We start from the raw sequence: 13,377 nt of genomic DNA on the forward strand, positions 1-13,377 counted from the left end.
CGCCGGCTCGGCGGCGGGCGCGGCGCCCGCAGGTCCCCCGCCCACGACGGACCCGGCCCCGCCGGCCCCGGAACCCGCGCCCGCCCCCCGACCGGAACCGGCGGCGACGACGACGACGGCGACGACGACGGCGACGGCACGTGTCCCGGCGGCCGGGCCCGGCCGGCCGGACCGGGTCACGTCCGGCACCGGACGCCCGGGCCGGACCACCGTCGGCGCCGACGCCGATACGGGCGCGGGCGCGGGACGTGAGGACCGCTCGCCGGTGAGCGCCGCTCGGTCCGACCGGCCCGAACCGTCCGAACGGCCCGCAGCGGCCGTCCGCGCGGCCCTGCGTCCGGCGGCGAACGCCGGACAGCCCGACGAGGCCGTACTCGCCACCGAGACGGCGCCTTCGCGCACCGTCGAGCCCCCGTCGCCGGACCTCGGCTGCTGCCTCGACGGCCGCCCCTCGGACGCCGCCCCGGCCGTCGAGCCCCAGTTGCTGCCCCGGCGATCGATCCTCAGACGCTGATCCGCCCGACCAGTCCGGCCGCTGCCCCGACCCTCACCCCTCCGACGCCGACCCGCCCGACGAGCCCCCGGCGCCGCCCCGGCACCGCGCCCCGCCGTCGCCGCCCCGCCGTCGCGCCCCGCCGCCGTCAGGACTTCTCGTCGAAGCTGGCGAAGTACGCCGCCGCCATGTCCTGCGCGCCGTGTCCCTGGGCGGCCGCGCGGGCGAAGCGCTCGGCGCTCGCGGCGGCCACGTCGAGGCGGACGCCGCAGCTCTCCCCGGCCGCCACGATCAGCCGGGCGTCCTTCTCCGCCGTGGTCACGGCGAAGCTCGGCGGCAGCAGCTCGTCGTCGAGGATCAGGGCGGCCTTGGCGTGCAGGTAGCCCATGTCGAGCGGGCCGCCGGAGATGAGGTCGAAGAAGCCGCGCGGGTCCACGCCGAGCCCCTTGGCCAGCGCGAGCGCCTCCCCGGTGGCCGCGGTGGCCGCGAGGACCCAGCTGTTGGCGACCAGCTTGAGCCGGGTGGAGGTGGCCGCCGCCCCGTCCTCGCCGGTCCACACCGTACGGGCGCCGACCGCGTCGAACACCGGCGTCACCGCGTGCCGGCCGTCCGCCGGGCCCGCCGCCAGCACGGTCAGCCGCCCCGCCTCGGCGGGCTGCTTGGTGCCGAGCACCGGGGCGTCGTAGAAGAGCAGGCCGTGTTCGCGGGCGAGGGCGGCCAGTTCCGGGACCGTGTCCAGGCCGGCCGTGGTCGACTGCGCCCACGCCGCGCCCGCGCGCGCCGCCGGGGCGGCCTCGCGCATGACCTCCAGCACCGTGCCGCCGTCGTACAGCATCGTGAGGATCACGTCGGCGCCGCGCACCGCCTCGGCGGCCGTGTCCACGACCTCGGCGCCGTCGGCGGCCAGCGGCTCCGCCTTGGCCCGGGTGCGGTTCCACACCCGGACGGCGTGCCCGGCCCCGACGAGGTTGCGGGCCATCGCCGCGCCCATGATCCCGGTGCCCAGGACACCCACGGTACGGGTCGTGTCGGTCATGCGTTCGCTTCCTTCCGGCTGTCCCCCGCGACGTCGACACGGCGAGTATCGGCGATCACCGCATCGGCCGACGGGACGTCAGGCGGCCTCGGAGCGGCGGCAGCCGGGCGGACACGGCAGCAGGGCCGCCGGCCGCGGCCTAGGCCATCCAGAAGAAGACCGCCGTCATCCGCTTCTCCTCCAGCGTCCGGCCGAAGTAACCGGTCGCGCTGTGCACCAGGTTGGCGTGGTAGAGCAGCAGCCGGTTGGCCTTGTGCGGCACCCGTACGTCCTCCTCGAAGGCGTCCGGCGCGACGAATCGGGTGCCCAGCGCCTCCACGAGGTTGGTGTGCGGGGCCTGGACGACGTTGCCGCCGAGCCGGCCGCCGGGCAGGGACTGGCGGTAGAAGCTGGTGCCGCAGTCCTTGGGGGCGGCCGGGTTGAGGTAGAGCACGGCCGCGTACCGGCACAGCGCACGGGAGTCGGTGTGCGGGCGCGGCTCGCTCTCGCCCTCGCCGACGACCTGGACGCAGTTGTGGTTGAGGGTGCCGCCGCCCGGCGCCTGCTGCACCCACAGCTCCTTCGCCCCGGTCGCCTTGCGCACCAGCCGCTCCACCCGCGCCAGTTCGCCCGGCTCCAGACCGGGCATGGTGCGCAGGCCGGGCCAGGTCTGCGTGGTGTACGGATAGCCCTTGACCCAGTCGTCCCTGCTCAGCACCCGTTCCCGGACGGCGGCCGCGTCGGGCAGGACGTCGTCGATCACCCAGTAGTCACGGCCCTTGGTGGGCTTGCGGTAGGGCAGGACGGGCAGCGCGGTGGGCGCGCCGGGGCGGCCGGGGGGCTGTGGGGGCATGCAGCCGAATGTAGGGCGGGCGCTCCCCACGCCTCTCCCACCCGGCGGTCAACATTGCGCCAACCTTCGTAACGAGCAGGCAAGTCCGTCCGTCGCCGCCGGTCCGAACCGTGCGGTCCGGCCCGGTTTCGGCAGCGCCGGGATTTTACCTTCCCTAGAGACTCCAGCGGTTTTCCCGCCCGTACTGCTGTGCGTCCGATCCCGTCCACGCGGCGGGAACCACGGCCGGGCAGGAGGCACGGTGCGCTTTTCGCGGAACGCGACGGGAACTCTCTTCGTGACCGGAGCTCTGGGGCTGACCCTCGCCGCGCTCGCCTATCCGGGCATGCTGGGCTTCCAGAACGTCTCCGGCAACCCGTCCCGGATCATCGCCCAGACCCAGTGGGGGCCGCTGACGGAGGCGGACCGGGACTTCGTGGTGAAGGTGCGCGCGGCCGGGCTGTGGGAGTACCCGGTCGGCCGGATGGCCGTGAAGAAGGGCACCACCAAGGCGGTCGTCACCGCGGGCCGGCACCTGATCGACGGGCACGCGGCGCTGGACGCCAGCTGCCGCCGGATCGCGCCCATGCTGAACATCACGCTGCCGAACGTGGCCAGCCCGCAGCAGCAGGGCTTCGTCGACACGCTCAGCGCCGACAGCGGCAAGCGGTTCGACAGCGACATGGCCAACATCCTGCGGGTGACGCACGGCTCGATCTTCAACACGATCGCGAAGATCCGCTCCACCACCGAGAACAGCCTGGTGCGGGCGCTGGCCAACCAGGCCAACGCCACCGTGCTCGACCACATCACGGTCATGGAGCAGACCGGGCTGGTCGACTTCGGCCAGGTGCTGTTCCAGCAGACGACGCCGCCGAAGCTGCCCGCCTCCGACCTCACCCCGCCGCCGCCCCCCGGCGGCCAGCCGCAGGTGGTGCTCACCCCGCCGCCCGGCGCCACCTCCCGCCCGCTGGACCTCGGCGGCCGGCCGGACGCCACCCCGGCGCCGAGCCCGACGGTGGGCTGAGCCGTCCGGCGCGACCGGCCGATCCGTACAACGGCGCTATGCCAGCCACACCGTGGTGTCCGGCTCCAGTCTGCGGGCGTCGTCCGGCAGCGGCGCGCTGCTCAGCAGCACCTCGCCGGGCGGCAGCGCCACGTCCGTCCCCGACAGGTTGGTCACGCACCGCCAGCCCTCGGAGCGGGCGAACGCCAGCACCCCGTCCGGGGTGTCCTCCGCCCAGGTCAGCGACTCGCCCGCCAGCAGCTTGCGGCGCAGCCTGAGGGCCGTGCGGTACAGCTCCAGCGTCGAGCCCGCCACCCCCTCCTGCGCCTGTACGGAGTACGCCCCGAAGCCGGCCGGCTGCGGCAGCCAGGCCCCGCCCGTCCCGAAGCCGTACGACGGGCCGGTCGTCGTCCACGGCAGCGGCACCCGGCAGCCGTCCCTGCCCTTGCGTACCTGGCCGGTCTGCTCCCAGATCGGGTCCTGGAGGACCTCGGTGGGCAGGTCGGCGACCTCGGGCAGGCCCAGTTCCTCGCCCTGGTAGAGGTAGGCCGAGCCGGGCAGGGCCAGCATCAGCAAGGTGGCCGCGCGGGCCCGGCGCAGGCCCGCCGCCGGGTCGACGGCCGGGGCCCGGCCGCCGGACAGCAGCCAGGCGTCGCCGTCGGCGCCGGGCGGCAGTACCAGCCGGGAGGCGTGCCGGATCACGTCGTGGTTGGACAGCACCCAGGTGGCCGAGGCGCCGGCGGCGTGGGCGGTGGCCAGCGAGGCGGCGATGGTCCGGCGCAGTCCGTCCGCGTCCCAGCCGGCCTGCAGGTACTCGAAGTTGAACGCCTGGCCCAGTTCGTCCGGCCGGGCGTACAGCGCGCGCCGCTCATCGGGCACCCATGCCTCGGCGACCGCGGTGCGCGGCGGGGAGTAGGCGTCGAAGATCTTGCGCCAGTCGCGGTAGATCTCGTGCACCTCGTCGCGGTCCCAGTACGGGTGGCTGCCCGGCGGCAGGTGCGGCAGCGCGTCCTCGCCGGTGACGCCGATGTCCCCGACGTCCCGCAGCGGCTCGTCGAGGTCCTTGACCAGGGCGTGCGCGACGTCGACGCGGAAGCCGTCCACGCCCCGGTCGGACCAGAACCGCAGGGTGGTGCGGAAGTCGGCGCGGACCTCCTCGTGACGCCAGTCGAAGTCGGGCTGCTCGGGCGCGAACAGGTGCAGGTACCACTGGCCGTCCGGCACCCGGGTCCAGGCGCTGCCACCGAAGACGGACTGCCAGTCGGTGGGCGGGAGTTCGCCGTGCGCGCCGCGGCCGTCGCGGAAGACGTAGCGGGCGCGGGCGGCGGAGCCGGGACCGGCGCGCAGCGCCTCCTGGAACCAGCGGTGCCGGTGGGAGCTGTGGTTGGGGACGACGTCGACGATCACCTTCAGGCCCAGGCGGTGGGCCTCGGCGACCATCGCGCCGAAGTCGTCCAGCGTGCCCAGGCGCGGGTCGACGTCCCGGTAGTCGGCCACGTCGTAGCCGCCGTCGGCCAGCTCGGAGGGGTAGAACGGGCTGAGCCACACGGCGTCCGCCCCGAGCCCGGCGAGATGGGCCAGACGCCGGGTGACGCCCCTCAGGTCCCCGAGCCCGTCGCCGTCGGCGTCGGCGAAGCTGCGCGGATACACCTGGTAGACCACGGCCTGGCGCCACCAGTCCGGGTTCCTGGACGACAGATCGGGCGGGGAGTCGGGCGCGGCGGTGCGGTCGGTCACGCGGTCTCCTCTTCGGTACGGCTCCTCGACGCGGCTTCGGCGCGGGCGGGACGGGGCAACAAAGAGAACCCTGTCCAGCTCCCCGCGCACGCGAACCACGCCGAAGAGGGACCGAGGGGCGTACACCGCGGGGTCGGGGAGCACGGGCCGCACGAGGGCGTACGCCGCCGGGCGCAGCGGGACGGCGCGCGCGGGGCCGCCCGGCAGGGGCGCGGGGCGTCAGCGCTCGACGGTGGCCAGGTACAGCTTCACGTACCGCTCCACGTCGACGTCCAGCGCCACGTCCACCAGGGGCTGTTCGCGGGCCTCGCCGTGCAGTTCGGCCTCGCCGGGGCGCGGGCGGCGGTCGACCACCGTCTGGCCGCGCGCCGGTCCTGGCGCGAGGTTCACCTCGACCGGCAGCAGCTCCGTGGTCAGCCCGGCCGGGTCGGCGACCGCGCAGACCGCGCCCGCGTCGCCGAGGCCGCCCGGCGGGTCCTCCTCGCCGGTGACCGGGTCGCGGTGGGCCAGCAGCCGGCCGGCCAGGACCGCGCCCGGCTCGCCGCTCGCCCGCAGCCGCCGTACGTCGTCCGCGGGGACGATCACCCGCTGGAACACGTCCAGGCCGTACATCGTGATCGGCACCCCCGCGGTGAGCAGGATCGCCGCCGCCTCCGGGTCGTGCCACACGTTGAACTCGGCCACCGCCGTGGCGTTCCCGGTGGCCACCGCGCCGCCCATGAACACGATCCGCTCGATGTTGCGCGTCACCTCCGGGTGGGTGCGCAGCAGCAGGGCGATGTTGGTCAGGGGCGCGGTCGGGATCAGGGTGACCGGGCGGGGCGCGGCCAGGATCTCCCGGCGCAGCAGCGTCACCGCGTCCACGTCGGCGGGCCGCCGACCCGGCGCGGGCAGCCCGAGGTCCCCCATCCCGTCCCGGCCGTGCACGTGGTGGGCGGTGCGCACGGGTTCGAGCAGCGGCCGCTCGGCGCCCCGCGCGACCGGCACCTGGGGCGCGCCCGCCTGCTCCAGGACGGTGAGCGTGTTGCGCACCACCTGGTCCACGTCCGCGTTCCCGGCCACGCACGTGACCGCGCGCAGCTCCAGGCCCGGGTGGCGTACGGCGAACAGCAGGGCGAGCGCGTCGTCGACGCCGGTGTCGCAGTCGATGATCACAGGGGTGGGCAGACCGGTCACAGCGGGGCTCCTCGGAAACGGTGCGTCGTACCGACCCTAGAGCTCCCGCGGCCCGGACGCGGCCCGGGTGGCTCACCCGGACGGACCGGCTCGCTGGTGGGGTCGGCGGCTCGGTGGTGCCGTGGGAGGGACGCGCAGTCCAGGTCGTCCCGTTCGTCTGGAGGCAACCGCCATGCCCCGTTCCCCGGCCGCCGCCCGTGTCCTGCCCGCCGCCGTGTGCTGCGCGGCCGCCCTGCTGACCGCGACCGCCTGCACGGCCGGCGGCGGCCGGGACACCGGCGCGGCCGCCACCGAGGCGGCGCCCAGCCGGCCGGCCGCGCCCGCCTCGCCCACCGGCGCCGCCATGCTCACCGCCGCGCAGGCGCAGGCCGCGCTGCTCACCGAGACCGACCTCGGGGCGCCCTGGGCGCCCACCGACGGGGCCGCCACCTGGCGGGACGGGGTGCTCAAGGCGCAGACCGACATCGCGGGCTGCGCGCGCCTGATGGACTCCCTCTACGCCGACGAGCCGCTCGGCACCCCCACCGGGACCCGTGCGGTGGTCGCCTACGACGACGCCGACGACCAGGCCCAGCTGCGCTACCAGGTGCTCTCGCTGCACGCGGCGGACGTGGACCGCTCCCTGGCCTGGCTGCGCACGCTGCCGCGCAGCTGCGCCCAGTTCACGGCCGAGACGACCTCGGCGGGCACGCAGGACGTACGGGTGAGCGACCTGGCGCTGCCCGCGGTCGGGGACGCCCGTCAGGGCCTGCGGATCACCTTCACCGGCGAGACGGACGAGGACGGGGACGCCGACACGCTCACCCTGGACGTCGTCGCGGTGCGCGTCGGCGACGACGCGATCGTCGTCAGCGACGGGGCGCTCGGCGCGCTGCCGCCGGACGCCACCACCCAAGCGGTCACGCTCGGCGTGCGGCGCCTGACCGACGCCCGCCAGAAGGCCCGCGCCCAGGCGTGAACCCGGCGGGGCCCTGCGGGTTCCTGCGGGTTCCTGCGGGCCGGTCGTCAGGCGGTGAGGCGGTCCACGGCGTCCTTGGCCTCCTTGAGGCCGGCGCCCGTGACCTCGCGGTACGTCTTGATCGCCTCGATCTTCCGGCCGGCCCGGGCGAGACCGGCCACCTCGTCCAGCCGGGAGTCCTGGTGGCGCGGGTCGAGGTGGTCGAGGATCAGGTCGAGCCGGTGCTCGATGCGCGCCAGGCGACGGTCGTTCCGGGCCAGCCGGCTCCCCGCCAGACTGGCGAGCCCGGCCAGCAGGAGCAGGGCCGCGGCGCCGTACGTCACTATGTCCATGCCCCGATCCTAGGAACGCCGGACCGCGCGGAACCTCAGCCGCAGCTCATAACTCGCCCGTCCTCACCCCTGCGTCTGGAGCTGCCGCAGCTGGCGCCGCACGTGGTCCAGCGCACCGCGCCGCCGGCCCGGCACCCGGCCGCGCAACTCCGCGAGCACCGCGCCGAGTTCGCGGGCCCGGGCCGGGTCGCGGAGTGTTCCCCACTGGTGGTGCGCCCGGTCCACGGCGGCCTCGACCGCCGGGGCGTCGGCGGGCTGGCCCATGGCCAGACGGGTGGCGGCGACGGTCAGCCAGCCCCGGCAACTGCCGGCGGCGTCGCCCGCGAACATCGCCAGGTCCGCGCGGACCTCGCTCCAGTGCAGCGCGTCCTCGGAGGCCGCGCCGTGCGTCCGTACGGCGGCCTGCTCCCAGCGCGCGGCGAGCGTGTCGGCGTCCCCGTGCCGCCCCGCCTCCACGAACGCGGCGATCGAGGCGTGCGGATCACCGCCCGGGGCCCGCTGCGCGACGATCACGACACCGGTATCGGTGCCGGTACCGATGCTGGTGCCGGTACCGATGCTGGTGCCGGTACTGGTGCTGGTGCTGGTAGCGGTGCCGGCGGCGCCCGGCGCACCCGGCGCACCCGGCGCCTGCCCCGGCACCGACCCCATCCCCGCATCCGGCACGGGCACGGCCCCCGACACCGGCACGGTCTCCGGCCCTCTCGCCCTCTCCGGCACGGGCGCGGCCCCCGCCGCCACCGTCACCTGGCCGTACACCACCCCAGGCGCCGCAGGTCCCGGTATCGGGCGGTGGGGTGTGAGGACGAGGCCCGGGCCGCTCTCCTCGCCCTCCTCGCCGGCCAGCCGCATCAACGCCTGCTCGTGCAGCTGGTCCGGCGGCGGCCGGTGCCCGCTGCGCAGGATCGTCGCCACCGCCTTCATGTACGCCGGCGCCGCCACCCTGCGCCGTACCGGCGGCGGCGCGACCCGCCCGTACAGGGCGACGTGCGCCCCCGCGTCCAGCGGCCGCTCGCACACCTGCCGCCAGCTCTCCGCGTCCGCGCGCAGATCGGCCACGACCGTCGTCGTGCCCTCCGCCCGCAGCCGGAGTTCCTCGCGCAGCCAGTGCCAGGGCAGGGCGGTGTAGCGGACCGTCGCGGCGGTGGTGCGGGCGAGCGCCAGATGGGGCAGGCGCTGCTTGCGGTCGAGCTGGAGCTGACCGGCGACGTACACGGTCAGCGGGCCGGGCGAGGCCGCCGCGGCGCGCAGCCGGGTCAGCACGGCCTGCGGCTCCAGCGGGTCGGCGAGTTCCACGACGCTCGCGGTCGGCGCGCCCGACAGCACGGCGGGCTCCACGGCGGCCAGCACCGGGAGCACGGAGGCGGCGTCCACCAGACGCCCCTTGCCCACGGGCGAGGCCGCGAGCAGCAGCACGGTTCCTGGCATGGTCCCCCCGCGTCGGTGTGCACCGTCGGTCGCGTACGTCAGCACCGTAACCGCTGTGACCGCCCCGCCGGGCGGCGGACCGGGAACGCGACCGCCGAAGACCCCGCGCGCCGCACCCGCCCGCCGAGTTGCCGGGGCCCCGTCCCCGGTGTGCCCTGGTAGGCGGGGGCGGCGAGAGAGAGGAACCTCCCATGGCTCACTCGGCACCCGTGTCCGGCCGCACCACCGGCCGCACCACCGGCCGCGCCGGCACCGGGACCGGCAGCTGGCAGCGCCGGTCCCTCAACCTCTTCAGCGACCGCGCGCACACCGTCGGACGCTGGGCGGTACCGCTCGCCATCGGCCTCGTCTACGGCTACTGGGCCGCCGCCAACGCGCGGCACGGCGGACCGATCACCGCGGGGAACCTGGTGCTCGGCTTCGTGACCGTGATCGTGTTCACGGTCGCCATGGCGGCCGTGCTGTATCTGGCCCCCCGCCTGCCGCGCGAGTGGCACGCCTTCGCGTGGTTCCTGTTCTCCGGCGCGGCCTTCGGCTTCCTCGTCGGCCAGACCGGCCACTTCGACGCCCGCTGGCTGGTCGGCGTCTCCGCCGGGATCGGCGCGATCATCGGCCTGCTGGTCTTCTACTGGACCTACACGCACGAGGACGCGGAGGGCCACCGCATCAACTGACCCCGGCCGCCGGGCCGCCCCGCGGCACGCTCCGCACTCACCCGATCGCCCCTCCCGGCTCGCGCGCCCGCCGTCGGCGGCCTTCGCTGGGAGGGTGTCCCGACGCCTGCGCAGCGGCCTGGCGGCCGTGCTGATCACCCTCTCGTGCCTGCTGGTGCCGTTCGGCGCGCTGGCGGCGTGGGCGGCGTACGGCCTCGCCGACACCGGCCGCTACGTCACCACCATGGCGCCGCTCGCCGCCGACCCGGACGTACGGGACGCGATCGCGCAGACGGTCGGGGACGGCATCACGCACGAGATCGGCCACGAGATGGACGCCCGGGTGCTGCGCGGCACGGTCGCCCCGTTCGTGCACGACGCGGTCCGCTCCTTCACCCAGACCGCCGCCTTCCGCACCGCCTGGGACGAGGGCAACCGGGTCGCCCACGACGCCCTGCTGCGCGCCCTGCGCGACGAGCGCGACGCCCACGACCGGCCGGTCACCGTCGATCTCGCGCCCGTCACCGCCCAGGTGAAGGCCCGGCTCGCCGAGGACCACGTGCCGCTCGCCACCCGCATCCCGGTGGAACACACCGAGGTCGCCCTGCTCCCGGCCCAGCAGGTGGGCCGCCTGCGGAAGGGGTTCGACGTGCTCGAAGTCGCCGGCTTCTGGCTCCCCGTCTCGGCCGTCGCGTTCGCCGTCGCCGGCATCGCGCTGGCCGTGCACCGCCGCCGCGCGCTCACCGCGACCGCGCTGGGCACCGCCCTCGGCGGCGCGCTGCTCGCCCTCGCCCTCGCCGTGGGCCGCAGCCTGACCCTGGCCGACCTGCCCGACGAGGTCTCCCAGCCGGCCGCCGGCGCCGTCTACGACGCCCTCACGGCCACCCTGCGCGCCACGTCCTGGCTGCTGGTGGCCCTGGGCCTGACCGTGGCGGCGCTGACCTGGCTCAGCCGCCGCACGGTCCGCGCCCGCGGCCCGCGGCCCCGCTCCCGGCCGCTTCTGCGCCTGCCGCTCCGCCTCGGCCGGCGCAGGCGCGCGGAACCCGTGCCGCCGGACGCCCCCACCCCGCCCCAGGCCCCGCAACCACCGCGCGTCCGCGCCTGACCCCGCGCCGACCGGCCTCCCTCCTCGCCCCCGGACCTCCGGGAGGCTCCTGGCTCCCGCCGGACGCCCCCCGTAGGCTCGGGCCCCGTGACGGCGGCCTCCTCTCCCGAGACGCACCGGCGCGGCCGGCGCTTCAGGTCCTGGTGCGCGGGGCTGCTGTTCGCCGCGGTGAGCGTGGTCATCGGCTGCCGGCTCGCCGACAGCGACGGCGTCACGCCCGTGCCGCAACTGCTCGCCTTCCTGCCGTGGCTGCTCGTCCCCACCGGCCTCGGCCTGGCCCTCACCCTGCTGGGCCGCTGGTGGTTCGGCGCGGTGTGGGGCGTGGCGGTGCTCGGCCTGCTGGCCTGGTACATCGAGCCGTACGGCAAGGACCCGCGGCCGGCGGGCGTGATCGTCGCCGAGGTCCGGGTGCTCACCGCCAACGTCGAGTTCGGGCGCGGCGCACCGGCGCTGGTGGCGGTGATCCGCCGGGAGCGGCCGGACCTCGTCTTCGTCCAGGAGTGCGCGTACGGCTGCCAGGAACTGCTGCGGCGGGAGGTGGGCGCCGACTACCCCTACCGGCGGGCGGTGGCGGCGGCCGGTTCGAAGGGGTCGGTGATCCTCGCCGAGTACCCGCTGAAGGGCACGCCCGGTGTCGCCGGCACGATGGGCATGCCGGGCGCGGTGGCCGACGTACGGGGTCATGCCGTACGGCTGCAACTGGCGCATCCGATGCCGCCGTTGCCGCGCCAGGTCGCGCTCTGGCGCCGCGAACTCGGCCGGCTGCGCGCCTTCGCGGCGGCCGAGCCGGGCGTCCCGACCGTGCTGGCCGGCGACTTCAACGCCTCCCAGGACCACGCCGCGTTCCGCCGCGTCCTGGACACCGGTCTGTACGACGCGGCCCGCCTCGCCGGCGCGGACCGCACCCCGAGCTGGCCGTCGCGCACCGCCCCGGCGCTCGGCGCGCAGATCGACCACGTGCTGGTCACCCGGCACTTCACCGCCGCCCACGCCCGCTTCCTGAGGGTGTCCGGCTCCGACCACCGCGCCCTGCTGGTCGAACTGACCCTGCACGCCCCGCAGGGCTGACCGGGGACGGGCCGCGCCGGGTCGGGTCCGCCGCCGGGGGCCGCTAACCTTACGTGTCCGTCCTGGCCAGGGATCGACGGGAACAACTCACGCGAAGGGTTGCGCACATGGGCATTCTCACTCGCCTGCGGAACGCGTTCGGCCGGTCCCGCAAGGGGCGTACGGCCGAGGCGGAGGGTGCGGAACAGGTTCCGGCCCAGGAACAGGTTCCGGCCGCGGCGCAGCAGCCGGAGGCCCAGGCCCCGTACCCGGGCCCCGAGCCGGCCGCGGACCCGCAGGCCGCTCCCCAGGTCCCGGAGCCCCGCCCCGCCCCGCGCGAGGAACGCGACGAGGAACACGAGCTGGTAGCAGCCGCCTTCAACAAAATCACCCTCCCCCACCCCACCACCCCACCCCAAGAAGAATCCACCCCACCCTCGGCCCCCACCCCGGAACCGGCCGCCTCGAAGCCCACCCCGGAGCCGAAAGCCGCCCCGGAACCCGCCTCGGAGCCCGAGCCGGGAACCGAGGCCGACCAGCCCGCAGCGGACCCGACCCCCGAACCCGCGGCCGCCGACGGCGAGGACGCCCCACAGGGGCCACCCGCACCCGACGACGCATCCCGCACGGGTGGTGCGGGTGGGAACGACTCCCCGGCCGAAGGCGAAGCCGAGGCCGAGACCGCCCACCCCCCGGCGGAGCCGACCCCCGAACCCGCGGCCGCCGACGGCGAGGCCGCCCCACAGGCGCCACCCGCACCCGACAACGCAACCCGCACGGGCGGTGCGGGTGGGAACGACTCCCCGGCCGAAGGCGAAGCCAAGGCCGAGACGACCGCCCACCCCCCGGCGGAGCCGACCCCCACCCCCAAACCCGCAACCCCCCTCACCCGCGTCAAGTCCCGCGCCCCCCTCCTCACCACCGCCTACAAGGCGGCCACCCTCACCCTCAAGAAGAACGACCTCACCGGCGCCCGCGCCAGGACCTACCTCGTCCTGGACCGCTCGGCGTCCATGCGCCCGTACTACAAGGACGGCTCCGCCCAGTCCCTCGCCGAGCAGACCCTCGCCCTCGCCGCCCACCTGGACCCCGAGGCCGCCGTCCACGTCGTCTTCTTCTCCACCGAGGTGGACGGCACCGCCACCCTCACCCTCGCCGACCACGAGAACCGGATCGACGAGGTCCACGCGAGCCTCGGCCACATGGGCCGTACGACGTACCACGCGGCGATCGAGGCGGTCCTCGCCCACCACGACGAGCACCACGCCGCGGACCCCGCCCTGGTGGTCTTCCAGACGGACGGCGCCCCCGACGCCAGAACCCCCGCCACCCAGGCCCTCACCGACGCGGCGAAGTCCCACCCCGCCGTCTTCTTCTCCTTCGTCGCCTTCGGCGAGCACGACAACAAGGCCTTCGACTACCTCCGCAAGCTGAAGACGGAGAACACCTCCTTCTTCCACGCCGGCCCGACCCCCCGCGAGCTGACGGACAAGGAGCTGTACGAGGGCATCCTGGCGGCCTGGCGCCCGTAACCGCCCGCCGTACCCACCCGCACCCACCCGCTCCCGCGCGCGCCCGCCCGCTTCCCGCCCCCT

The 13,377-nt window shown here is 75.9% G+C and carries 14 protein-coding genes; 7 read left to right on the top strand and 7 right to left on the bottom strand.

Going from position 1 to position 13,377, the window contains the following annotated elements; genetic code table 11:
• Positions 1-180, bottom strand: a 180-nt coding sequence (locus tag ABEB07_RS15650; protein WP_345668876.1) for a hypothetical protein, incomplete at its 3' end; no start/stop codon positions are given.
• A gap of 85 nt (positions 181-265) precedes the next feature.
• On the opposite strand from ABEB07_RS15650, the gene ABEB07_RS15655 reads away from it, so the two are divergent.
• Entirely contained in the window at positions 266-514 is a 249-nt protein-coding gene (locus ABEB07_RS15655) for a hypothetical protein (RefSeq protein WP_345668877.1), read from the top strand.
• A 127-nt stretch (positions 515-641) separates the two neighbouring features.
• On the opposite strand, the gene ABEB07_RS15660 is transcribed toward ABEB07_RS15655, so the two are convergent.
• Positions 642-1,529 (bottom strand): NAD(P)-dependent oxidoreductase, encoded by an 888-nt coding sequence (locus ABEB07_RS15660; protein ID WP_345668878.1) that lies wholly within the window; start codon positions 1,527-1,529, stop codon positions 642-644.
• A 139-nt stretch (positions 1,530-1,668) separates the two neighbouring features.
• Positions 1,669-2,361 (bottom strand): DUF6445 family protein, encoded by a 693-nt coding sequence (locus ABEB07_RS15665; protein WP_345668879.1) that lies wholly within the window; start codon positions 2,359-2,361, stop codon positions 1,669-1,671.
• 277 nt (positions 2,362-2,638) lie between these two features.
• On the opposite strand from ABEB07_RS15665, the gene ABEB07_RS15670 reads away from it, so the two are divergent.
• Positions 2,639-3,367: a DUF4142 domain-containing protein gene (locus tag ABEB07_RS15670; RefSeq protein WP_176149793.1), complete on the top strand. Its 729-nt coding sequence runs from the start codon at positions 2,639-2,641 to the stop codon at positions 3,365-3,367.
• A 36-nt stretch (positions 3,368-3,403) separates the two neighbouring features.
• Here ABEB07_RS15670 and ABEB07_RS15675 read toward each other — a convergent pair whose 3' ends face one another.
• Positions 3,404-5,083, bottom strand: coding sequence for a glycoside hydrolase family 13 protein (locus tag ABEB07_RS15675; protein ID WP_345668880.1), 1,680 nt, complete (start codon positions 5,081-5,083; stop codon positions 3,404-3,406).
• Positions 5,084-5,302: 219 nt separating this feature from the next.
• Positions 5,303-6,259 (bottom strand): nucleoside hydrolase, encoded by a 957-nt coding sequence (locus ABEB07_RS15680; RefSeq protein ID WP_345668881.1) that lies wholly within the window; start codon positions 6,257-6,259, stop codon positions 5,303-5,305.
• A 172-nt stretch (positions 6,260-6,431) separates the two neighbouring features.
• On the opposite strand from ABEB07_RS15680, the gene ABEB07_RS15685 reads away from it, so the two are divergent.
• A complete protein-coding gene (locus tag ABEB07_RS15685; RefSeq protein WP_345668882.1) occupies positions 6,432-7,217 on the top strand; it encodes a hypothetical protein in 786 nt (261 codons plus the stop codon).
• Between the two features lie 47 nt (positions 7,218-7,264).
• Here ABEB07_RS15685 and ABEB07_RS15690 read toward each other — a convergent pair whose 3' ends face one another.
• Both ABEB07_RS15690 and ABEB07_RS15695 read right to left on the bottom strand, forming a co-directional pair.
• On the bottom strand, positions 7,265-7,549 hold the full coding sequence (locus tag ABEB07_RS15690; RefSeq protein ID WP_345668883.1) for a ribosomal protein L7/L12: 285 nt from the start codon (positions 7,547-7,549) through the stop codon (positions 7,265-7,267).
• A 63-nt stretch (positions 7,550-7,612) separates the two neighbouring features.
• Complete coding sequence (locus tag ABEB07_RS15695) at positions 7,613-8,977, bottom strand: hypothetical protein (RefSeq protein ID WP_345668884.1); 1,365 nt, start codon at positions 8,975-8,977, stop codon at positions 7,613-7,615.
• 191 nt (positions 8,978-9,168) lie between these two features.
• On the opposite strand from ABEB07_RS15695, the gene ABEB07_RS15700 reads away from it, so the two are divergent.
• From ABEB07_RS15700 to ABEB07_RS15715, 4 genes are all read left to right on the top strand, one after another.
• Positions 9,169-9,651 (top strand): hypothetical protein, encoded by a 483-nt coding sequence (locus tag ABEB07_RS15700; protein ID WP_345668885.1) that lies wholly within the window; start codon positions 9,169-9,171, stop codon positions 9,649-9,651.
• A gap of 94 nt (positions 9,652-9,745) precedes the next feature.
• On the top strand, positions 9,746-10,735 hold the full coding sequence (locus tag ABEB07_RS15705) for a hypothetical protein (protein WP_176149786.1): 990 nt from the start codon (positions 9,746-9,748) through the stop codon (positions 10,733-10,735).
• A gap of 87 nt (positions 10,736-10,822) precedes the next feature.
• Complete coding sequence (locus ABEB07_RS15710) at positions 10,823-11,803, top strand: endonuclease/exonuclease/phosphatase family protein (protein WP_345668886.1); 981 nt, start codon at positions 10,823-10,825, stop codon at positions 11,801-11,803.
• A gap of 107 nt (positions 11,804-11,910) precedes the next feature.
• Positions 11,911-13,314 carry a VWA domain-containing protein gene (locus tag ABEB07_RS15715; RefSeq protein WP_345668887.1) on the top strand — a complete coding sequence of 468 codons (1,404 nt, stop codon included), beginning with the start codon at positions 11,911-11,913 and terminating at the stop codon, positions 13,312-13,314.
• Positions 13,315-13,377: the final 63 nt, after the last annotated feature.

The sequence above is a fragment of the Streptomyces similanensis genome (assembly GCF_039543625.1).
In the GTDB taxonomy this organism is placed as follows: Bacteria; Actinomycetota; Actinomycetes; order Streptomycetales; family Streptomycetaceae; genus Streptomyces; species Streptomyces similanensis.